This is a genomic window from Rhodococcus sp. AW25M09 (assembly GCF_000333955.1).
Classification (GTDB): Bacteria; Actinomycetota; Actinomycetes; order Mycobacteriales; family Mycobacteriaceae; genus Rhodococcoides.
In genome coordinates, this window is sequence record NZ_CAPS01000020.1 from 68,422 (window position 1) to 90,569 (window position 22,148).

General features: G+C 64.0%; 18 protein-coding genes and 3 pseudogenes. 11 read left to right on the forward strand and 10 right to left on the reverse strand.

The annotated features are described in order from the left end of the window. Positions 1-55 precede the first annotated feature (55 nt). A complete protein-coding gene (locus tag RHODMAR_RS03985) occupies positions 56-310 on the forward strand; it encodes a mechanosensitive ion channel (RefSeq protein ID WP_008711521.1) in 255 nt (84 codons plus the stop codon). Next, positions 311-832: a mechanosensitive ion channel family protein gene (locus RHODMAR_RS26850; protein WP_081605890.1), complete on the forward strand. Its 522-nt coding sequence runs from the start codon at positions 311-313 to the stop codon at positions 830-832. On the opposite strand, the gene RHODMAR_RS03995 is transcribed toward RHODMAR_RS26850, so the two are convergent. Together RHODMAR_RS03995 and fes are read right to left on the reverse strand one after the other, a co-directional pair. Then, positions 821-1,858, reverse strand: a complete 1,038-nt coding sequence (locus tag RHODMAR_RS03995) for an ABC transporter substrate-binding protein (RefSeq protein ID WP_008711524.1) — start codon at positions 1,856-1,858, stop codon at positions 821-823. The two genes, RHODMAR_RS26850 and RHODMAR_RS03995, sit on opposite strands and share 12 nt — an antisense overlap. A gap of 69 nt (positions 1,859-1,927) precedes the next feature. After that, on the reverse strand, positions 1,928-3,151 hold the full coding sequence (gene fes / locus RHODMAR_RS04000; RefSeq protein WP_008711526.1) for an enterochelin esterase: 1,224 nt from the start codon (positions 3,149-3,151) through the stop codon (positions 1,928-1,930). A 135-nt stretch (positions 3,152-3,286) separates the two neighbouring features. On the opposite strand from fes, the pseudogene RHODMAR_RS28910 reads away from it, so the two are divergent. After that, positions 3,287-3,436, forward strand: a pseudogene (locus RHODMAR_RS28910) (short chain dehydrogenase); the annotation flags it as partial. A gap of 220 nt (positions 3,437-3,656) precedes the next feature. On the opposite strand, the pseudogene RHODMAR_RS28915 reads toward RHODMAR_RS28910, so the two are convergent. The 3 genes and pseudogenes from RHODMAR_RS28915 to RHODMAR_RS04020 all read right to left on the reverse strand — a co-directional run. Then, positions 3,657-3,971, reverse strand: a pseudogene (locus RHODMAR_RS28915) (transposase); the annotation flags it as partial. A gap of 458 nt (positions 3,972-4,429) precedes the next feature. Beyond that, positions 4,430-6,646 carry a catalase gene (locus tag RHODMAR_RS04015; protein WP_008711529.1) on the reverse strand — a complete coding sequence of 739 codons (2,217 nt, stop codon included), beginning with the start codon at positions 6,644-6,646 and terminating at the stop codon, positions 4,430-4,432. A gap of 608 nt (positions 6,647-7,254) precedes the next feature. Next, entirely contained in the window at positions 7,255-8,157 is a 903-nt protein-coding gene (locus RHODMAR_RS04020; RefSeq protein WP_008711531.1) for an aldo/keto reductase, read from the reverse strand. Positions 8,158-8,238: 81 nt separating this feature from the next. Here RHODMAR_RS04020 and RHODMAR_RS04025 point away from each other — a divergent pair, with 81 nt between their 5' ends. Both RHODMAR_RS04025 and RHODMAR_RS04030 read left to right on the forward strand, forming a co-directional pair. Then, the gene (locus RHODMAR_RS04025) at positions 8,239-8,817 is read left to right on the forward strand and encodes a TetR/AcrR family transcriptional regulator (protein WP_008711533.1); all 579 of its coding nucleotides are present in this window, start codon (positions 8,239-8,241) and stop codon (positions 8,815-8,817) included. Positions 8,818-9,517: 700 nt separating this feature from the next. After that, positions 9,518-10,774: a hypothetical protein gene (locus RHODMAR_RS04030; protein WP_042937894.1), complete on the forward strand. Its 1,257-nt coding sequence runs from the start codon at positions 9,518-9,520 to the stop codon at positions 10,772-10,774. A 4-nt stretch (positions 10,775-10,778) separates the two neighbouring features. Here RHODMAR_RS04030 and RHODMAR_RS04035 read toward each other — a convergent pair whose 3' ends face one another. The 3 genes from RHODMAR_RS04035 to leuS form a co-directional block, all read right to left on the reverse strand. Next, a complete protein-coding gene (locus tag RHODMAR_RS04035) occupies positions 10,779-11,390 on the reverse strand; it encodes a cytochrome b/b6 domain-containing protein (protein WP_042937895.1) in 612 nt (203 codons plus the stop codon). Further along, positions 11,374-12,099 carry a molybdopterin-dependent oxidoreductase gene (locus RHODMAR_RS04040; RefSeq protein ID WP_008711540.1) on the reverse strand — a complete coding sequence of 242 codons (726 nt, stop codon included), beginning with the start codon at positions 12,097-12,099 and terminating at the stop codon, positions 11,374-11,376. Before RHODMAR_RS04040 ends, RHODMAR_RS04035 begins: the two co-directional genes overlap by 17 nt. 80 nt (positions 12,100-12,179) lie before the next feature. Further along, positions 12,180-15,002: a leucine--tRNA ligase gene (gene leuS / locus RHODMAR_RS04045; RefSeq protein ID WP_008711541.1), complete on the reverse strand. Its 2,823-nt coding sequence runs from the start codon at positions 15,000-15,002 to the stop codon at positions 12,180-12,182. 68 nt (positions 15,003-15,070) lie between these two features. On the opposite strand from leuS, the gene RHODMAR_RS04050 reads away from it, so the two are divergent. Genes RHODMAR_RS04050 through RHODMAR_RS04065 form a run of 4 tightly spaced genes read left to right on the forward strand, consistent with a single transcriptional unit; the run spans position 15,071 to position 18,868 of the window. Beyond that, positions 15,071-15,475: an SdpI family protein gene (locus tag RHODMAR_RS04050; RefSeq protein WP_042937921.1), complete on the forward strand. Its 405-nt coding sequence runs from the start codon at positions 15,071-15,073 to the stop codon at positions 15,473-15,475. Between the two features lie 4 nt (positions 15,476-15,479). Continuing rightward, entirely contained in the window at positions 15,480-16,460 is a 981-nt protein-coding gene (locus RHODMAR_RS04055; RefSeq protein ID WP_008711545.1) for a DUF1648 domain-containing protein, read from the forward strand. Positions 16,461-16,469: 9 nt separating this feature from the next. Then, positions 16,470-17,462, forward strand: coding sequence for a bile acid:sodium symporter family protein (locus RHODMAR_RS04060; RefSeq protein WP_008711547.1), 993 nt, complete (start codon positions 16,470-16,472; stop codon positions 17,460-17,462). A 44-nt stretch (positions 17,463-17,506) separates the two neighbouring features. Beyond that, complete coding sequence (locus RHODMAR_RS04065; protein ID WP_008711549.1) at positions 17,507-18,868, forward strand: glutamate decarboxylase; 1,362 nt, start codon at positions 17,507-17,509, stop codon at positions 18,866-18,868. 71 nt (positions 18,869-18,939) lie between these two features. Here the strand turns inward: RHODMAR_RS04065 and RHODMAR_RS04070 are convergent, their stop codons facing one another. Next, complete coding sequence (locus tag RHODMAR_RS04070; protein ID WP_042937897.1) at positions 18,940-19,557, reverse strand: YqgE/AlgH family protein; 618 nt, start codon at positions 19,555-19,557, stop codon at positions 18,940-18,942. Between the two features lie 86 nt (positions 19,558-19,643). After that, the gene (locus tag RHODMAR_RS04075; RefSeq protein WP_008711554.1) at positions 19,644-20,333 is read right to left on the reverse strand and encodes a TetR/AcrR family transcriptional regulator; all 690 of its coding nucleotides are present in this window, start codon (positions 20,331-20,333) and stop codon (positions 19,644-19,646) included. Positions 20,334-20,451: 118 nt separating this feature from the next. Here RHODMAR_RS04075 and RHODMAR_RS04080 point away from each other — a divergent pair, with 118 nt between their 5' ends. Further along, on the forward strand, positions 20,452-21,390 hold the full coding sequence (locus RHODMAR_RS04080) for an NAD-dependent epimerase/dehydratase family protein (RefSeq protein ID WP_008711557.1): 939 nt from the start codon (positions 20,452-20,454) through the stop codon (positions 21,388-21,390). A gap of 10 nt (positions 21,391-21,400) precedes the next feature. Beyond that, a pseudogene (locus RHODMAR_RS04085) lies at positions 21,401-22,148 on the forward strand (hypothetical protein); the annotation flags it as partial.

The following is a 22,148-nucleotide window of genomic DNA, read 5'->3' on the forward strand; positions in this document are numbered from 1 at the left end:
CCCCGGATCTCTCACCGGCGTCGGGTGGGCTGCTGCGCTGCTGGTAGTCACGTTCGTGGCGGCCTTCGCCGTTCGTCGACTCCGACTCTCCGTTCGCATCATCGATCGGGGCGACGCCGACCGCAACGCCGGGCGATTGATCGGCCGATTCCTCAGCGTCGCCGTTGTGGTTATCGGCTTGGTCTACGTACTGGGTGCCGTGAATGTGCGGATCGGTCCGCTGCTCGGCGCTTTGGGTGTCGGTGGTATCGCATTGGCATGCGCGACCCAGAATATTCTGCAGTATTTCATTGCGGGAGTGCTACTTTAGATACGTCGGCCCTTTCGGATTCGCGATCAGATCAGCAGTGGCGACTTCGAGGGCACTGTGATCGATGTCAATCTCCGGACCGTCGAATTGGTCACCTACGACACCGATCTCGACCGTGCCCGCGAGGTTCTGCTCGAAGCCTGCCATCGAGCCGACGGAGTTGCCGCCCATCCAGGTGCCGAGGTGTGGATCGACAGCTTCGGTGAATCCTCGATCAACTGCGCCGTGCGCTACTGGCACGCATCCGACATTGCCTCGCGATGGCAGGTGCGAAATGCCGTGGCAACAGCGGTGAAGCGCGGACTCGATGACGCCGGGATGGTCACTGCATTTCCGCAGCGAACGCTGTGGTTCGGTCCGGGGAACAGCACACTCGGGGTGGTTCGGCAGCCTGGTGGCGACGGCAGCGATTCTCCGCCCGACCCGCGTCCCAGTGCGGGGTGCGCGGAATCGAGGGCCGTCCTCGATCGATGTGGATGGATTCACCACGCGTCCGGCAGGTTTCACGAATCAGCGTTCTGAGATCTCCACGGCTTGGTTCAGCCCGTCGAGGAGGGTGGGTAGGAAGAACGGGATCGCCAACGCTGTCGGTCCGATGGCCGCGCCGGCTTCCTGGCCGACGAAACCGGCCACGGCACCCTGCGCGACGGCGGGAATCTGCCGAGACTGCGCGGAGTCGAGCAATTGTTGCAGCGCCTGGTCGGTGTCGACCTGGGTGAAGACGACATCGGCGTCGATGCGCGAGATGTTCTCCGGCGAGACGATGGTGGAGAACGTCGAGTCACCGCTGGCCAGCTCGGTCACCGACGGATCGGAAGTGAATCCGAGGTTCTCCAGCAATTCGACACGGGGATCGGAGGGCAACAGAAGGTAGTAGACGTTTTCGGCTTCGGATACGTACGCGATGGTTTTGTCCGCGAACTGCGGGTGCGCCTGTCCTGCATCGATGACCTGCCGGTCGAGCTCGCCGACGAGCGTCTGCGCCTCCTCGGTGCGGCCGAGGACCTCGCCGGTGATGGTGATGGCGTCGCGCCACGGCGTCGACCACAGTTCTTCGGGCGGTGCAATCACCGGAATTCCGGCAGCGGTCACCGCGTCGTACTCGGACTCGGTAAGGCCGGAATGTGGAGCCAGCAGTACATCCGGATCCGCCGCGAGCAGCTTCTCCACGGATAGCGGACCCAGAACATCGTCCATCAATGCCGGTGTCGGCCCGCCCATTTCATCGATCGCGTCCGCAATCCACGGGTACATCAGATCGTCTCCGCCGCCGTACGTGGTCGAGGGAATCGCCACTGGCATGACGCCGAGCGCCAGCACCGCGTCGGTCGCGCTGGCCCCCCAGGTAGCGACACGTTCAGGCATGGCGTCGAGGATTGTTTCGCCGTACATGTGCTGCACGGTCAACGGGAACGAACTGGTGGTCGGCGTCTCTCCTGCGGTGTTCGTCTCGACCGGCTCCGAAGACCCACAGCCGATTACGGTGATCGAGACCACGGCGGCGACGGACAATGCGCCGGCCGAGCGGAATGTTGTGCGGAGTGACATGTTTTTTCCGTTTCTTAGGTGGTGTGCGTACAAGTTCTCAGCCGCCCATCAGGGAAAGCCTCGTGCGCGCTATGCCAACAGTGCAATTAACGATTCCACCAATTCGCCTCGCCAACACACCCATTCGTGTCCGCCGTTGAATTCGTCGAACGTGACCGCGGAGCCGCGCTCGCGGAGGAGTTCTGCGACGGCGCGGTTGTGCGCCGGCATGTCACCCTCGTGTCGACCAACCGTCATCGCAACAGTCATGCTGGGTACGGGTTCGGTGTTGCGGAGTAGTTCAGCGATACGGCCGCCGGGTGGGCCCATCTGATCTGCGTGAGACATCACCGGCCACCAGAACGACCCCGACTGGCTCGACACGAGCCCGAACCGCTCCGGAAATTCGAGCCCAGCGAACACCGCGGCGAGACCGCCGTAACTCTGACCGGCCACTACTGTCCGGCGCGGGTCGCAGGTGCACGGTGTGTGCTCCGCGACCTGGGGAATCAGTTCACCGATCATCGCTTCCCAGAACGCGGTACTACACGGCAACTCTCGACCCCGCGTCTGAAAATCGAGTGAATCGACGAACACCACCACCGCGGGCGGCATAGCGCCCGCAGCGACCGCGCGATCGAGAACTGGTGCCAACGGGTGCTGTTCGATCCACTGCCGGCCATCGAGAATCACCACCAAGGGGCGATCAGGCAACGCCGGTGTCGACCCGGCCTCGTGTATCCATACGCTGCGCACATTGCCCAACAGCTGGCTCTCCCAAAGGCTTTCCCGGACTTTGCCCGGAGTCTCGGAGTCGTCGTCGTTCCACCACCGCTGCAGCGGAGCGTCCGGCATTTCCGCCAGCGACGCACGGTCGAGCTTGCGAGGGTTGAACGGGTCGGCAACAGCATGGTCGAGCAAACCGAGAAAGCGGGAACGAACCCCCGCGGTAGTTTCGGTGATGCCGGGCGGATCGAACTCGTCCACGACATCTTCGGCAACCGGCATGAACCGGTAAGCCCCTCGCCACGTTCGCGTCACCAGCGTCGACCAGAACCAGATGTCGGTGTCCTCGACGCGTGTCATCGTCGCCAGCGCCGGCGCATGATGATCGGTGAGCGACCCGGCGTCGACGTACACCCGGAACGGAATGTCGGTGTCCTCGTGGCGGTGCAGCAGCGTCATCTCCACCTGTCCGTCGGCGGTCTCATCGATCCACGGGGTGCCCGCGCGGGCAACTCGTTCCCAAAAGTTGCCCTCGGATCCCGCAGCGGACAGTGCGCGCCGCAGCCGATCCTCGGCATCGTTTGACATGAGGTAAACCTAACCTGACAAGAAACGAGGGCTTACTCCGGGCTCACCGATCGCCGTCGCCACTCCCTCCGGCACATGGCATGACATCAGCCAGCCCCGCCGCGGCGGGGCTGACGTTTTGATTAGCCTGACTACATGACTCGTACTGCGTTGGTGACCGGAGCAAGCCGCGGCCTCGGGGCCCATATCGCCCGACTACTTGCCCCGGTTCATCACGTGTTGTTGGGGGGACGATCGGCCGAGTCTTTGGTGCCGATTTCCTCGGAACTGGAGGGGGCTACCCCGGTCCGCCAATCCGACGCGGAGACCAGGCCCACCCAGGTGTAGAGCCCGATTGCAACTCCCAAACCGAATGCGGCAGAGACGATTCCGAGGGCAAGCGGGTGCGCGCGGCCGACGAACCAGATGCTGGCAGCGGCGATGCCCAGTCCCGCGTATACCGAAGCTCCGACGCCATTGGCGATGCGCAATGTCAGTAACTCTCCGTAGCTGCGTGCGAGCCCGGATTGTTGTAGGCATCTCCGACACTTCCGATCGATGCCGCAATACCCTCGAGCACAAGCGTTTCCGCGAAAGCAATCGAGGCGTACTGGGCTGCCGGCGTCGCTGTGATCGATGAGTCCCGAGCCGACGCGGTGTCCACCGGGATCTCGTCGCCAGAGGGCCATCTTCAGCGCCGTCATGACCATAGTGATGTCTTTGACCGTCGAGGCGTGCCAACCGACGATCGCTCGGGAGAGCCAGTCGATGACGAATGCCACGTAGACGAACCCCGCCCACGTTCTGGTTACGTGAAGTCGGTGACCCACTTCCGATTCGGCGCCTCGCGCTGGCGTGACGTTACGCGGTGCCGCGATTTTCGATCGACGCTGACCCGCCGCCAACCGGCTCTGTTGCTATCCGTGCGATTTTCTACAACTGTGGAAATAACTCAAAAAGCGGAACGCGGTCGGCAGCTGTGACGATCGGCCGGGAAGTCACACCAGGTCGTGCAGAACCCGGCGACCGGAGTAGAAATGTGTTGACGCTCAGTCGAATTCCCGGTACGCCAACTCGGGTCGCCGCCGCGGCGCCCGTACGCACCTGGCCTTACGAGTTCATCATGGAGTGGATGGCCGCTGCGCACCGCGCACGCGGTGCGCAGCGGCGAAAGGGTGCTGGCTGACAACCGTGCAGCCCTGCGGACCGCTGTGGCCGGCCGGCTGACTTGGCCAGCGCCATCTGACCGTCGGGTACACGAGCGAGCCTCGAAGTTGGCCGCACCGGTGAACGCGTCGGTCAGACTTCCACGCTGGTGGGGAATCGTTCCCACACTCGGTGACTACCGAGAAGATCCAGCAGTTCCGCCGCCACCGTTTTCGCAGATCCGACGACTATTCCCGCCCCGTCGGCCGAGACCCCGGCATCGGCCAGCGCACCGCCGTCGCCGCCGTCGCCGACGGCACCGATTGCCTTCGAGTGCCGCCACGCTTCGCCGACCAACTTGACGACTCGGGGGTCGCTGCTCGACGTACCGGCTCCGGCTCCGGCTTTTGCGTCACCGGAGACCATCGCATCGGGGGCCGCAGGTAGGTCCCCAACCAGCACCAGCGCATCGAATTCGATGGACGCCGCATTCGCGTAGGTGCGGTTGACGACGAGATCGCCGATGACCCCACCGTGCGGCCCGACAATCAGTGGAACCACGTCGGCGGCACGTATAGCTTGCCCAATTGCGGCAGCGGTGGCCTGGTCGACATCTTCGCCGACGACGATGCCGATCTGCCGACCGGCGACGGGCCACGTCTTACCGAGCTGGGTGAGAGCATCGCTGGAACCGTGCTCAGCGGCCGGCACCGTTGGCTTCGGCGGAGTGAGGCCGAGACCGTCGGCGACCTTTTTGCACAGATCGGTGTCGATGTTGGCCAGCGCCTGCAGTTGCCGTTCGCGGATGACCTGCTCGTAGCACTTCGACAACTCGAAGGTGTAGGCGGCGGCCACGTGGTCCTGTTCGATCGGAGAAAGGGACCGGTAGAACAACGTGACCTGGCTGAAATGGTCATCGAACGAGGCAGGATGCGCTCGCTCCTTGTTCGCGGCGCTGACCGCGACGGGCAAGTCGACATACGGGTGGTCGTTGCTGCCGGCGACGAACGGGCAACCGTTGTCCAGACTGTTGGGCCGATACGCTGCGGCGCCGCCGTGGACCGCATCCTGATGCATACCGTCGCGCAGCATGTCGTTTATCGGCGCATGGGCACGGTTGATCGGAATCTGATTCCAGTTGGGCCCGCCGAGGCGTGTGATCTGGGTGTCCAGGTAGGAGAACAGCCGAGCCTGCAACAACGGATCGTTCGTGACGTCGATACCGCCGACGAGGTTCGACGGGTTGAATGCGACCTGTTCGGTTTCGGCGAAATAATTTGTCGGATTCGCATTGAGGGTCATGGTGCCGATGATTTGAACCGGCGCGAGTTCTTCGGGGACGAACTTGGTGGGGTCGAGCAGGTCGATGCCGTCGAACGTCTCGTCTTCGGTGTCGGGCATGACCTGCACACCGAGGTCCCACACCGGGTACGCGCCGGCTTCGATGGCGTCGGCGAGGTCGCGTCGGTGATAGTCGGGATCGTAGCCGTTGGACAGCAGCGCCTCTTCCCACGTCACGGAGTGCACGCCTTGACGGGGCTTCCAGTGGAACTTGACCAGCACGGTCTCGCCGTCGGCGTTGGCCAGACGCCAGGTGTGAACGCCAAAGCCCTCCATCGTCCGGTACGAGCGGGGTAATCCGCGGTCGGACATATTCCACATGGTGTGGGCCTGGGCTTCGGTGTGCAGGGATGCGAAATCCCAGAACGTATCGTGCGCCGACTGGGCCTGCGGTATCTCACGGTCGGGCTGTGGTTTGGCAGCGTGAACGACGTCGGGAAATTTGATGCCGTCCTGAATGAAGAACACCGGAATGTTGTTGCCGACGAGGTCGTAATTGCCCTCGTCTGTATAGAAACGGGTCGCGAATCCGCGGGTATCGCGCGCCAGATCGGCCGAACCCCGCGAGCCCAGCACGGTGGAGAAGCGTACGAACACCGGCGTCTGCACACCGTCCGCCAAAAATGCGGCACGGCAAATGTCCTTCGCCGCTCCGTTGCCGACAAAGACCCCGTGAGCACCGGCCCCTCGAGCATGAACGGCTCGCTCGGGAATCCGTTCGTGGTCGAAGTGGCTGATCTTTTCCCGCAGGTGATGGTCTTGCAACAGCGTCGGGCCGCGTCGGCCGACACGCAGAGAGTGGTCCGAATCGACCAGTCGGGCACCGTGCGCGGTGGTGAGAAACTCTCCCTGCTGGCCGACGGCCTCGGGCGGCTGACCGGTCTGCACTCCGGTCGGGGTAAGCGTGTCGGGCCCACCCTGATCGGGCTTGGGTGGTGGCGGGCCGGTGGGAGTCGTCGGTTCGTCGTAGGCGGGGGACGTGCTCGTGGGAACGCCGGGAACCATGGGCTCGCTGGACTTCGATACCATCTAAATCTCCTTGCCACCGTTTTTCCGAACAGAGTCGATCACGTGGGGCTTACCCGTTTGGTGGGCGACCAATCACCTGATGGCGAGGAAACTACTTCCGGTGGACCGGTGCGATGACGAGCGCCCGCGGCGCCCACCGAGTCGGTTCATCGCGATGGCGAGAGTCTCGTGCGCCTCGGACTACAAGAAGGTACTGCTGGCCATCTCCCAGACACAAAGCCACATCGGCGGTAACCACGTCAACCATTTTCGACGATGGGGTAAATGCTCGAGCTCTACGCAGTCCCGTTGCGCATTGTGGCCAGCGAACAGGCCGCAGCAGCGTTGATCCCACTGATGAACAAGCGGGTCGATATACGGGGGGAGGGAGCTCCTTCGAGTCGATCCCCTTGGCTGTCAACCCCTACGTGAAAGACCCGGCCTCCTTCGCGCAGGGGCGACGCCGTCAGGAAGTCGCCGGATAGCGGCTGAAACAAGGGCCCTGCAGGACTGGGCTCCTTCACCGACCATGCGGTAGAGCACCCCCGCGGATGCCCGGGGTCATCCCACAGGGAAAGCGGGTCGAAACCGCCTGCCTCGTGGCGTCGGTCCGCGCATCCGTGCCTCCGTCATGCAGACACCGAGTCGAGCCGTCTCAGCGCCGCGTCGTCGAGGACGAGATCACCTGTGGCAATGTTCAGTTCGAGGTGCGCGACATCGGCGGTCCCGGGGATGAGCAGGATCTCGCGCGCGTGCGCCAGCAGCCAAGCCAACCCGACCTGCGCCGGACTCGTCCCCATCCGATCGGCCGTCTCGACGACAGCAGGATCCTCCGTCACCCGGCGTGCCCCGGGAAAGCCGGAGCCGAGCGGGAAGAAGGGCACGAAGGCCACGTCGTGCTCGCGGCACTCGGCAAGCAAGACTTCGTGGGTGCGGTCGAGAAGGTTGTAAACGTTCTGGACGCAGACAATGCCGGCAGGCATCGCGTGACGAAGCTGCCCGAGGTCGACGTTGCTCAACCCGATCCCGCCGATCTTTCCCTCGTCGCGCAGGGAGATGAGCTCGGCGAGCTGGCTGTCCAGGTCGACGATCTGATCGCCGGTCGCCACGATGCCGGGACCGCCGTCGACGCGCCGCAGGTTCACCACGGCCACGCGCTCAACAGCGAGTCTGCGCAGGTTGGCCTCCACTCCGGCGCGGAGTTCACTCGGCTTCTGCGCGGGCACCAGCGTCCCGTCGGGAAGTCGCTGGGCCCCGACCTTGCTCACCAATACGAGGTCATCCGAGTAGGGATGCAGCGCGGTTCGGATGAACTCGTTGGCTACCCCGTCGCCGTAGAACTCGGCGGTATCGATGTGATCGACGCCCAGCTCGACCGCCCGACGCAACAGCGCCACCGCCTCGTCTGTGCCGACCGGCGGACGATTGCCCCGTTCCGCCAGCTGCATGGCACCGTAGCCGACTCTGTGCACACTGCGTCCAGCGAGAAACCCCCGCGCAGACGCTGACACCGAACTGTCCAGATCCTTCATCGTTGGTCTCCTGATATCTTCATCGATTAAACGGAGGAACCTCCGTTCGTATCCAGAATAGCGAAACGGAGGAGCCTCCGCATGAACGAGAAGTCACCCGGGGTCCGCGCCGACGCCCGACTGAACCGTCAGCGACTGATCGATGCGGCACTTGCCGCGTTCACTGCACACGACTCGAACTGGACACTCGAAGCGATAGCGAAGGACGCCGGGGTAGGTATCGGGACGCTCTACCGAAACTTCTCGTCGCGGGAGTCACTCATCGAGGCGGTCTACCGCAGCGAACTGGCGCGGTTGTGCGACGGCGCAGCGGACTTGCTCGAGAATTTGCCACCGGACGTTGCTCTGCGTGCCTGGATGGGGCGGTACGCCGATTTCGTCAGTACGAAACGAGGCATGGCCGAGACCTTGGCGACGGTGCTCGCCTCCGGCGCGATCACCTCGTCGGACACCCGGCAGCGCCTGGGTGCCGCTGTTGCGACACTGCTCGCGGCCGGGGTCGAGAAGGGCACGCTCCGCGGGGACGTACGTGCCGAGGACGTCGTCGCGAGTTTGGCCGGTGTCCTACTCGCATCAGGGTCGACCGACCAGCGACCGCAGGCCAACCGCATGCTCGATCTACTGATGGACGGTGTGCGTCGGCGCGCCGGCGGCCACTGACGGCGGAAGTTCACTGACGTGGCCGCTCGCCGCCCCGGCCCACTCGACCCCAAATTGCGAGCCCCTCCCAGCTGTGCCCCGCTCACGTAACCAATGCCGACGATCCGGTCCTCTCTGACGGCCGCAGGAAGCTCCTAGCACCCGACCGCGATGGGGCACAAGGCGGACATGGATACCGCGGAATGTCGCCGCGGTCGAACGAGAAAACTCGGCGAGCTCGTCAAGACTTCTGACGGTGCGGTGCGAGCACCGACTTCGACTTTGGAGTCGCAGTCCAACCAGGCCCTGAGGACCGAGACCTCACGCTCGGTCAGTCCGGGTGAGGGGTACACCGGTACCGGCCGCGAGGGTGACGGGGTGGGGCGTGCACCGAGAGTCCTTGCGCCGAGAGGCGAGCGGGCGGTGTTAGCCACCGATACTCGCGGTCGTACGTGGGGTCGATGATCGATCAATACCATCTGGACCTCCTTGCGATACCTGCCTTACAGCCGGTGCGCATCTGACCACAGCCCTTGAATCTCCTGCAACACAAACACATTGGAGGCGATAGTCAATTTGATTGCTTCATCTACACATGAATGTAGTGCACACATCACTACACATGAATGTAGTGCACACTGAACCAAGCGGGTTCGGTCACCGAATTGCTATAGTTCGTTGTCCATTCAAGTGCTGTGCAGTTCAGTGAAGGCGGTTGACGTTGAACCCCAAGCCGCTGCCGCGCGAACAATTTCTGCATGCCGGCTACCGGCTTCTGAGCGAAGTCGACATGACCGATCTCGCCCGATCGCTGTCCATCTCCGCAGTCGTCGACGGTGCCGGACTGTCACATCAGACCTTCCACAACACCTACCCCGGCAACTCCCGGAGCGGTGGTTTCGGCGGTAAAGAAGCGTTCGTCGCAGATCTTCTCGACAACTTCACCCTGAACTACAGCGGAACCGCACCCACCGAACCGCCGGCAAACGTGCGAGACGCCGCCGCACCGGTGGCCGCATTGTTCGACGACTTGACCTCCGGCCTGATGCGGCGCCGTCTGATCGCCACCTTGCTCGCCACCGACCACGACGGGGCCCGTAAAGCTGTAACCCCAAAATTCGAGCGACTGGATACCGACCTGCGCACCGTGATCGGTCAGGCAATCCAAGCCAAGGGTGGGTCTGTCCGCCAACCGATGTCGCTGACATCCCTCACCACCGTCCTCGGATCGTTGCTCGACGGACTCGCACTACGAGAAATGCTGACTCCCGGTTCCGTTTCCGGGGACGACATCGCCGCAGCGACCACATCGATCCTCCGGTGGGCGATCGATCCACTGCATTCCGATCGACAAGCATCGAAACCCGAACCGGCTGATCCTGCCGACAGCTCGGACGCTCTGCGGCCCGACATCGAGGCCGACGTCATCGCGGCCACGGAACTTCTGTTCGCCGATAACGGCTATTTTCTCGTCACTCTCGCCGACATAGCAGCGGCCGCACGGATCCGCACAGACGACCTTAGACGATTGTTCCCGAGCAAGGTCGACATCATCGTCGCCGCACTGAAACCGAAATTCGATCGCGTCGTGCGATTACGTGGAGCCGATGAGCGCCTCGGCATCGAACCCACCATTGCTTTGCAACGCACCCTGATTGTGCTGGGGCAGTTCGTCATCGACAACCGTGCCATGAGTTCCGGGATGCTGCTCGCCCTGAGCTTCGAGCGGTTCCAACAGCCCAGCACTGTCACCACCGTTATGGAGAACCTCTACCTGCCGTCTGCCGTCGTCCCCATCCTCGAACGTGGACGCGAGGCAGGCGTGTTCAGCGACGATGCTCCGACAATCGAGACAGCAATCATGTTGACCAACAACGTCCTGTTTCGATGCCTGACGCGTCCGGCCGAAACGGCTGTCGAGGTTGTCGCCGATGTGCTGCGAGTGCTGATGCCGGGCGTCGCGACAAGGGTTCGCTGAGAATTCACCCGTCCCGGCGATCCTCCACCCATTCTGGATGCTCGTGCTGTGCCCACTCTCGCGTCACGACTCCCTCCGTCATTCCGCGCATCGCCTCGGTGTCTTTCCACGCGTAGGTGATGTGTCCGATGACGAGCAGGCCGAACCCGAGGGCGAACCAGTCGTGGACGAACGTCGCGCCGATGCGCCAGTTCAGCGGACTCCAATTCTGGAAATACATCACCGCACCGGTGAGCAACAGCACCAGAATCGACCCGCCGCTGAGCGCCCCGTTTAGCTTTTGACCGGCATTGAACTTGCCGACGCCGATAGCGCCGATGCGTCGGGCCTTGGAGCGCAACCACTTCCAGTCGTCGGCGACGAATCTGTTGAGTCGCTTCAGGTCGAGTCGATACCCTCTCGACAACACACCGAGGATCAACGGAATCGGCAGTAGAAATCCCGACCACACGTGCACGAATTCGACCACCGGGCGATTGCCGACCAGTACCGCGAGCGAGCCGATGTAGAGAAACGCGGCGGTCACCATGCAGACGATGACCAAGATTCCGACTGCCCAGTGGACGTACCGTTCCACCCTGCCGAACCGGGCGCGGTCGTCAGCTCGTCGGGTCATCGTTGCGCCCGTTGGATTCGCCGACGAAGGCGTCGATGTCGTATCCACGATTCTCCCAATAACCCGGCACCACGTTGTCGGTCAGCTCGATGCCGCCGAGCCATTTGATGCTCTTGTAGCCGTACATCGAGGCCACGAACAGCCGGACCGGCCCACCGTGATCGTGCGTCACCGGGGCGTCGAGCATGGTCAGCGCGATGAGCACATCCTCGCTGCGCGCCTGCTCGAGCGTCAGACTCTCGGTGTAGGTGCCGTCGAACGAGGTGAAGCGAACCGCCGTGGCTGACGCAGTGGGCGCAACGGCGTCGAGCACATCGGCCAGGCGAACTCCGCTCCAGGGCACCTCCGGAACCCGCCAACCGGTGACGCATTGGAAGTCTCGGACCAGCGACACCTGGGGCATCGCACGCAGATCCTGCAGGCTCAACGTTCGAGCAGTGCCCACCGAGCCGCCCACCGTCAGGGCGTACGAGCGCTCGTCCTTGCGCGGTGCGCCCTGCGTCACCGAGTAGAACCGAAAATTGTTCCCGACGGGAATCAACCCGATCAAGCCGGTCGGGTCGTGATTTCCGATGGGTCCGAGTACGGACGCGAGACCCTTCTGGATCGCGCCACCACCGATGATCCCTGCGGCGCCCGCCGCGAGCAATCCCAGCACGACGCGGCGACCCACGGGACTACCCGGGATCTCCGGTTCGGATGGCGACATGATCTCCATAGTGCGCTGCGCGCAGTGGTGTGAACAAGTGCCCCCTGGGGCACTCAACCGCACACTGCGGCGGAGCCGCACTACTTCAGAACTATGTTCACCATTTTTCCCGGGATCACGATGACCTTGGTCGGAGCCTTGCCGTCGAGCAGCGCCACGATTTTCTCGTCTGCCAGTGCAGTCTTCTCCACGTCGTCCTTCGTCGCATCGGCAGAGACAGTGATGCGACTACGCACCTTGCCGTTGACCTGAATGGGGTAGTCGACGGTATCGGCGACGAGCCACTTCTTCTCCACGCGCGGGAAAGGCCCGTGCGCCAACGACTTCTCGTGGCCGAGCTTGCCCCACAGTTCCTCGCACAGGTGCGGGGCCAGGGGAGCGAGCATCAGAATCAGCGGCTCGACGACCCCGCGCGGCGCACCGTCGGGGTAGGCCTTGGTGATGTGGTTGGTCAGCTCGATCAACTTGGCACCGGCCGTATTGTCGCGCAGCGCAGCGTAATCCGCGTGCACACCGTCGATCACCCGGTTGAGTACCCGCAGCGTGTCCTCCATGGGCTTGGCATCGGTGACGCGGACCTCGCCGGTCACTTCGTCCAGCACCAGTCGCCACACGCGCTGCAGGAATCGCTGCGCGCCGACGACGTCCTTGGTCGCCCAGGGGCGGGAGGTGTCCAACGGGCCCATCGACATTTCGTAGACGCGCAGGGTGTCGGCACCGTATTCGGCGAAGATCTCGTCGGGGGAGACCGAGTTCTTCAGGGACTTACCCATTTTGCCGTACTCACGGTTGACGGGCTGGTCCTCGTAGAAGTGTCCACCGTCGCGCTCGACGACCTCCGCTGCGGGTACATAGACCCCGCGCGCATCGGTGTAGGCGTAGGCCTGGATGTAGCCCTGGTTGTACAGCCGTCGGTACGGTTCGCTGGAGCTGACGTGACCCAGATCGAACAGCACCTTGTGCCAGAAGCGCGAGTACAGCAGGTGCAGCACGGCATGCTCGACGCCACCCACGTAGAGATCGACCCCGCCCGGATCGTTGGGTCCGTGGATCTCCGGACGCGGTCCGACCCAGTACTTTTCGTTCTCCGGGTCGGCGAAGGCCTCGGAGTTGGTGGGATCGATGTAGCGCAGCTGGTACCAGGAACTGCCGGCCCACTGTGGCATGACGTTGGTGTCGCGAGTGTAGGTCTGCAGCCCGTCGCCCAGATCTAGCTCGACGTCGACCCATTCGGTGGCCTTGGCCAGCGGCGGGGACGGCTCGGAACCTGCGTCGTCGGGGTCGAACGAGACGGGTGCGTAGTTCTCGACCTCCGGAAGTTCCACCGGCAGAGCAGAATCGGGCAGTCCGTGTGGGTTGCCCTCGGCGTCCCAGACGATCGGGAACGGCTCACCCCAGTAACGCTGACGGGCGAACAGCCAGTCGCGCAGCTTGTACTGAATGGTGCCGCGTCCGGTGCCGTCTGCTTCCAATCGAGCGATGACGGCCGCCTTGGCCTCGTCGACCGGCAGACCGTCGAGGAAGCTCGAGTTCACCAGCTCACCGTCTCCGACGTGCGCTGCCTCGGTAATGTCTCCGCCCGAAATGACCTCGCGCACAGGCAGACCGAATGCCGTCGCGAACTCCCAGTCGCGGGCGTCGTGCCCGGGGACCGCCATGATCGCGCCCGTGCCGTAGCCGGTCAGCACGTAGTCGGCGATGAACACCGGCACCTGCTCGCCGTTGACCGGGTTCGTGGCGTAGGCCCCGATGAAGACGCCGGTCTTCTCCTTGTTCTCCTGACGCTCGAGATCGGATTTGGCCGCGATCGACGCGCGATATGCCGCAACGGCTTCCGCCGGGGTAGCGGCCCCTCCGGTCCACTTGTCCGATACATCGGCCGGCCACTCGGGAGCAACCAGTCCGTCGACCATCTCGTGCTCGGGGGCGAGCACTACGTAGGTCGCGCCGAACAGCGTATCGGGACGAGTGGTGAACACCTCGATACCGGAGAACGAGACCTGCGCACCGCGCGAGCGCCCGATCCAGTTGCGCTGCATGGTCTTGACCTTCTCCGGCCAGTCCAGGTATTCGAGGTCGTCGACCAGTCGATCGGAATATGCGGTGATGCGCATCATCCACTGCCGCAGGTTCTTTCGGAACACCGGGAAGTTTCCGCGGTCACTGCGCCCGTCGGCGGTGACCTCCTCGTTGGCCAGCACAGTACCCAGACCGGGGCACCAGTTGACCATCGAGTTGGACTCGTACACCAGACGGAATCCGTCGATCACCTCGCGGCGCTCACCGACGGTCAGCGATTCCCAGGAGCGGCCGTCGCCCAGCGTGCGCTCACCCGAGGCGAAGGCAGCCTCCAGTTCCGAGATGGGCCGGGCCTTCCCGAGGTCGGCGTCGAACCAGGCATTGAAGATCTGCAGGAAGATCCACTGCGTCCAGTGATAGAAGTCGACGTCCGTCGTCGCCAGGGACCGCCGCCGGTCGTGACCGAGACCCAGGCGGCGCAATTGGCGTCGCATGTTGGTGATGTTGGCCTCGGTGGTGCTGCGCGGATGCGTGCCCGTCTGCACGGCGTACTGCTCGGCAGGCAGACCGAACGCGTCGTAGCCCAGCGCGTGCAGCACGTTGCGGCCCTGCATGCGGTGATAGCGCGCGAAGACGTCGGTGGCGATGTAGCCGAGAGGATGACCGACGTGCAGCCCACTGCCCGACGGGTACGGGAACATGTCCTGGACGAAGAGCTTGTCCTTCGGGAGCTCTCCGGCAAGCGTTCCGACCGGGTTGGGCGCGTCGAAGGTGCCCTGGGTTTCCCACAGGTCCTGCCACTGCTCCTCGAGACGCCCGGCGAGTTCGGCGGTGTAGCGGTACTCGGGAGCGGACTCGGTGGGTGCTTCAACGGAATCGGTCACACCTACCAGCCTAAAGTGTGACGCGGCCCGCCTGGTACCAGGACCTCACTGCGCCGTATCCTGGCGAAGTGGTCATCGTCTCGGTTGTGTTGTTCGTGCTCGCCCTCGTCGTCGGCGCTGTCGCTGCCCTGTCGTTGCTCGGGCGGCTGCCACGTAACCGTTTCGCCGGTGTCCGCACCCCCGAGGCCATGCGCGACGACGAGACGTTCACCCTCGCCAATCGCGTCGCCGGGCCCACCACCGCCGCATCGGCGCTGGTACTGGCCATCGGCGCGGTAGCTGCTCTCGCTTTGAGCGGCATCATCGCCGTCGTCGGCGTCGTGATTGCCCTGCTGGCCGCGTTGTTCATCGCTGCAGCCGGAGGATCCATCGGGGCCCGCGCCGCAGCCGCCGTCCCAGCGCCCGCCGAGGCGGACGGATGCGGGCACTCGTGCATCTCGTGCAGCCTCAAGGACGCCTGCCAGCCGAGCTGATCGGATGAAGACGCGATCTGCACGTACGTTCGATCCTGCCGGCGTGATGTTCGGTGTTCTCGTACCGCTGGTGGTCGCCGCCCTCGGACTCGTCCTGGCCCACCTGTGGCAGGGCCGACTACCGGACCAGGTCGCCACGCATTTCAGCGGCACCGAGCCGGATGATCTGGCCGATCCGCTCTCCAACACCTGGACTCTCGCGATCGTCATCGTGCTGGTGGGCGGCGGGTGCAGCGCTGTCGCGTCGCTGGCCCGGGTACTGCTGATCATGCGTCGAACGATGCTGATCATCGGGCTGACCGTCGTCGGGATGATCGGCGTTCTGCAGATCGCCACCCTGACGCGGGAGTTGGATCTGACGTCCGGCCAGAGCGTCACCATCCCCGGCTGGGCCATCGCAGCCGGGACCGTCGTCGGGTTCGCCGGTGGGTTGTTCGGTGCATCGCGGTTGCGGGACCACCGTGAACGCGTCGTCGCCACGTGTGTGCCGCACACCGATCTGCCACGCTGTAGCGCCGAGTTGCCCCTGGTGGTCCGCGTCGGTGCCAGTCGCGTCGCCGGTATCACTGTGATGGTGGTGTCGTTGGCCGCTGCTGCGCTGACCTGCTACCTGTCCGGGTCACTGTGGCCGATCTTCCTGTTCGTGCCCCTGACGATTCTGACTCTGTCGCTGCTGCGCTTCACCGTGCACATCGACCAAGACGGGCTCTACGTTTCGAGCCTCGGGATGGCGGCGTTCGATTACGACATCGACGAGATCACCGGGGCCTCGGTGCGCACGGTGAACCCGGCCAAGGACTTCGGCGGGTGGGGCCTGCGAGTGAAGGGGCGCGGAAATTACGCCGTCGCCACCGAGACCGGTCCGGCGGCCTTCGTCACTTTTGCCAACGGTGACCGGCTCACCATCGGCTCCGACGCTGCAGAGAAAATCGCAGGCACGCTCAACACCTTGACCGCCGGTACCAGGAACTCCGCAGTGGATTAAGTTAGCGGCGTGAAGTTGTTGCGGGATACCGTGCTCGATCCATTCCTGTTGGGGATCATCACGGTCGCAGTACTGGCAAGCATCTTCCCGGCAACCGGAACAGCAGAAGACGTTCTCACCTGGGTCACGCGCATCGCCATCGGACTGCTGTTCCTCATCTACGGCGCACGACTGTCACCGCGCGACGCCTGGGAAGGCATCAAGCACTGGCGGTTGCACTCGGTGATCCTGGCGTCGACATATCTACTTTTCCCCGCGCTCGGACTGGCGCTGCGCGTCCTCGAACCCAGCCTGCTCAGCGACGACCTCTACACCGGCGTGCTGTTCCTGTGCCTGGTTCCTTCCACCGTGCAATCGTCGATCGCCTTCACTTCCATTGCCCGAGGCAACGTGGCGGGCGCCGTGGTGAGCGCGTCGTTCTCCAACATCATCGGAGTGTTCGTCACCCCACTGCTGGTGATCGCGCTGATGACCACCACTGGCTCGGCCGGCATCGACCCCGGCTCGATCCTGCGCATCGTCGCCCAACTTCTGCTTCCCTTTGCCGTCGGCCAGCTGCTTCGACCGTGGGTGACGGGCTGGCTGACCCGACACAGTGCACCCGCGAAGATCGCCGATCGTGGGTCGATCCTGCTGGTCGTCTTCGCCGCGTTCAGTGAGGCGATGAACCACCATGTCTGGTCCTCGGTGGCCGTGTGGCGCATCGGGATCGTCGTCGCAGTGTGTGTCCTTCTGCTCGCCGTGGTGTTGACGATCACCTGGTACGCGGGCACGTTGTTCGGTTTTCCTCTCGAGGATCGGCTGGTGCTGCTGTTCTGCGGATCCAAGAAGAGCCTGGCCAGTGGATTGCCGATCGCCGCAGTCCTGTTCGTCGAACAACCCGTCGGCCTGATCGTGCTGCCGCTGTTGCTGTTCCACCAGATCCAGCTGATGGTATGCACGGTGATCGCTCAGCATTTCGCGGGGCGGCCCGAAGCGGAACCGATCCCGGTGGCCGGGTAGCGGGCTAGATTGGATTCGGAGTCGACGGCAATCGGGAGAAGACGATGACGAGAAACATTCACACCGACGGAGTCGTTTCTGCGGCCTATACCGGACGACTGGGCACCGATCCTGTTCCGGCTCTCAGGCTTCCCGAAGACCAACTCGACCCCGACGCCGCCTACCGCTTCATTCACGACGAACTGATGCTCGACGGCAGTTCGCGCCTCAATCTGGCGACGTTCGTCACCACCTGGATGGATCCGCAGGCCGAAAAGCTGATGGCGGAGACCTTCGACAAGAACATGATCGACAAGGACGAATACCCGTCCACCGCCGCCATCGAGCAACGATGCGTCAACATCGTCGCCGATCTGTTCCACGCGCCCGGTCTCGACCCGGACGATCCGGCGTCGGCAACCGGCGTCTCGACCATCGGATCCAGTGAAGCCGTCATGCTGGCCGGGTTGGCACTCAAGTGGCGTTGGCGTGCCAAGAAAACCGGAACCGGTGCCCCGAACCTAGTGTTGGGCAGCAATGTTCAGGTGGTGTGGGAGAAGTTCTGCCGCTATTTCGACGTCGAGCCGAAGTACTTACCGGTCGAACGCGGCCGCTACGTCATCACTGCCGAGCAGGTGCGAGACGCGGTGGACGAGAACACCATCGGTGTCGTAGCCATTCTCGGCACCACCTTCACCGGCGAGCTCGAGCCGGTACAGGAAATCTGTGCGATGCTCGACGACGTCGCCACCTCGGGAGGACCGGACGTTCCGGTCCATGTCGACGCGGCCAGCGGCGGGTTCGTCGTGCCGTTTCTCGACCCGGAACTGGAATGGGACTTTCGCCTACCCCGCGTCAGATCCATCAACGTCAGTGGACACAAATACGGATTGACCTACCCGGGAATCGGATTCGCCGTCTGGCGAACAGCAGAGGATCTGCCGGACGATCTCGTGTTCCGTGTGAACTACCTCGGCGGCGACATGCCGACCTTCACGCTGAACTTCTCGCGGCCGGGCAACCAGGTGATCGGTCAGTACTACAACTTCCTGCGACTGGGGAGGGCCGGATACACCGGAATCATGTCAGCGTTGCGTGACACCGCGGTTCGCATAAGCAAGCACCTCGACACACATGACGATTTCGAGGTGATCACCGACGGTTCGGCCATCCCCGTGCTCGCGTTCAAGCTGAAAGAACACTGCGACTTCACCGTCTTCGACGTCTCCCACGAACTACGCGCCCGCGGCTGGCAGGTACCGGCATACACGATGCCCGACAACGCAACCGACGTCGCCGTCCTCAGAATCGTGGTACGAGAGGGCTTCAGCGCAGATCTCGGACGGCTGCTGTGCAATGCCATCGACGAGGTGATCGACGGCCTGAAGTCAGGTGGACATTCGACCGCGCGGGCTTTCTCGCACTAGGTGCGTCCTGGGTCGTGAGCGGAAGCTCGACCCCTGCTACGAAGTTCCGCGCACGTGCGGCGCAGCCGCTCTCAGTTTCGGTCGACGTCGATCGGATGAGACGCGAGCAACGCCAACGGCATCGGCTGTCGACGCAACACATTCGCCCACAGATCGAACCTCGGCGGTCCGATCACGTCGGATGCCAAGGCCGACAGCACGATCCAGTCGTTGCGGTCGAGTTCGCCTTCGAGTTGGCCGAACGTCCAGCCCGAATACCCGGCGAAAATTCGCACTCCATCGACCAGTGGCTCGATGTCGGCCGGATCGGAATCGAGGTCGACCATCACCACCCGGCCGTCGACGCGACGCAGTCCGGGAACACCGTCGATCGAGGCTCCGGTGCGAAGCGTCGCCAAGCACAGAGCCGAATCCCGCTTGACCGGGCCGCCGACGTACAGCGCCCGCGGCGCGGCCGCCAATTCGGACCAGTTGGGCAGTACGTTGTGCACTGCGGTCTCGCTGGGGCGATTGATGACGACTCCGAGGCTGCCCGCGTCGTTGTGTTCGATGATGTAGATGACGGTGCGGCGAAACGTCGGCTCGACGAGGTCGGTCGACGACACCAACAGACTGCCTGGTCGGACATCGCGCAAGGCCGATGCCGTCTGGTCCTCGGGTTCCTCCGCATGCGCTGCCACGTTAGCCATTGTGGCACCGTGCACCGCCGGATGTGGCGCAAGCGATACGGCCAGTCCTCATGGGTCGTTCCGCAGGCTCCACTCCCGCCTCAGTCCTACTCCAGCCCCGCGATCTTCGTCAGAATTCCCAACTGATACTCGAACAGATCGTCCCTGCTGGCGAAGGTCGTGGCACCGTACTGATCGAACACGTCGAAGCTGATCGCACCGAACAGCGACGCCCACACCATCACGCCCAGAGCCATGAGCTCGTCGGGCAGGTCTGTCCCCATTTCCTGGCGGATCTCCTCGAAGCTGGTGTGCAACGACGCCAACTCCGGCGAATCGGCTTCCACGTCCGGCCGACTGGTTGTCCACGCGGAGTGAAGGACGGTCACCAACGCGGTGATCACCCGGGTTCCCGGCCCGGTGGTCTGCTCGGCCGGCGCGTTGTAGCCGGGTACCGGGCTGCCGAACAGCAGGGCGTATCGCGCGGGCTCTCGTAATCCCCACTGACGCACCGCCCGGCCGAGAGCCAGAAATTTCTGCTTGGGTCCGTCGGCCGCGTCCACCGCCGCATCGACGGTGTCCCCGAGCTCGGTGTAGCCGTCGACGACGAGCAGAGTCAGCAATTCGTCCCGGCTGGAGACGTATCGATACACCGCCGAGGACACGACCCCGAGATCCCGCGCGACGGCGCGCAGCGACAATGCGGCCGCGCCGTCGGCGGCCAGGTGTTCGCGTCCGATCCGGGTGATGTCGGCCAGGGTCTGAGCGCGGGCTCGGGTACGGGGGGTGCTCGACATGCCACTGATAGTAACTGCTGCTCTTTCAAGAGAGCACTGCTCTTGCTTTATTCGACGGACGGGTGCACACTGGTCACATCAGAGAGCATCGCTCTCGTATCGATCGAATGGAGCAATCATGAATGAACTACACGTCGTCATCGGAGCCGGACCCGTCGGATGGACGGTCGCCGAACAGCTTGCCGCACTGGGGCACTCGGTCCGCGTACTCACTCGATCCGGCAGCGGACCGGAGGGACCGATGGTCGAGCGGCGATCGGTGGACATCGAATCCGATGACCTGGGTCCGCACCTCGACGGGGCCACCGCCGTCTACCACTGCGCACATGTCGCCTACGAGAACACGGTGTGGCGCGAGAAGCTCGAAGCAATGGAGAAGCGAGTGCTCGACGCGGCCGCGGGCACGGTCGTCGTGTTCCCCGAAAGTCTGTACGCCTACGGCAGGGTCGACGGACCGATCAGTGAGGACTCGCCCCGAGAGGCTACTTTCCGCAAGCTGGGCGTGCGAACACAGCTGCTGGCGGCCAGGGACCGACATTCGACGCCCACCGTCAGCATCGCGGCCTCGGACTTCTACGGACCGCGCGTGACGATCTCGCACATGGGCGAGAGGGTGATCACGCCACTGCTGGCCGGTAAGACGATCCGCGTCATCGCTGCCGCAGACCTGCCGCACTCCTTCACCTACGTCCCGGACTTCGCTGCCGCGATGATCACCGCCGCCGCGTCACCGTCGATGTGGAACACCGTCCTGCATGCGCCTACCGCTCCTGCGGTATCGCAGCGGGCGATGATCGAGATGTACTCCGCGGCAGCCCATTTGCCGACTCCGAAAGTCGGCGTTGTTCCGGCCTGGGTGATGCAGGCGCTGAGCGTCGTGCCGGGCCCGATGAAGGAACTAGGCGACACCCTCTATCAGTTCCGCTACCCCTTCGTCCTCGATTCGAGCCGCAGCGAGGCAATTCTCGGGAGGGGGCCGACCTCGCTCGCCGACGGGACCGCCGACACGATCGCGTGGTGGAAGAGTTCGCAGCCGGCGGTGCCGATCGGCAACTAGACTTACCTCGGTGACCGACGCATCGTTCAGTTCCCGACTACGTCAGTCACCCGGCGTCGGCAAGCTCACCACCGTCCGGTTCGCCGGCCAGTTCGGCGACGGGGTGTTCCAGGCCGCACTCAGCGGGGCCATCCTGTTCAATCCCGAGCGCGCGACCGATCCGGCCGAGATCGCGGCAGGGTTTGCGGTGCTGCTCGTGCCCTACTCCCTCGTCGGACCGTTTGCCGGGGCGTTGCTCGATCGCTGGGATCGACGATCGGTACTACTGTGGGCCAATATAGTTCGCATCGTCCTGATCCTGGTGACGGCAGTCATGCTCTGCGCCGGAGTGTCCGCGACACCGTTGTTGCTGTTGGCGTTGGCGACCGTCGGGCTGAGCAGATTCGTGCTCGCCGGTGCCTCGGCGTCGCTGCCCCACGTGGTGCGGCCGTCGTGGTTGGTGCCGATGAACTCGGTTCTGGCCACCATCGGTTCCGGCTTCGCTGCCGCCGGTGCCGGCCTCGCTGTCACGGTGATCAGCGTCGTAGGTGCAGGCGACCTGGGGTCGGGTATCGCGGTGGGTCTGTCCGCCACCGGATCGGTCGTCGGGGCTCTCGCGGCGGCACGGTTTCGACCGCGTTCACTCGGCCCGGGCACCGAGAGTCGGAACGATCGTCCTGTCAAAGATGTTGCTGCCGGGCTGAAATCGGGAGCCGTGGCCGTCTGGCGTTCGCCCGGTGTCACCTCCGCGATGGTCGGAATCGGTGCACACCGGATCG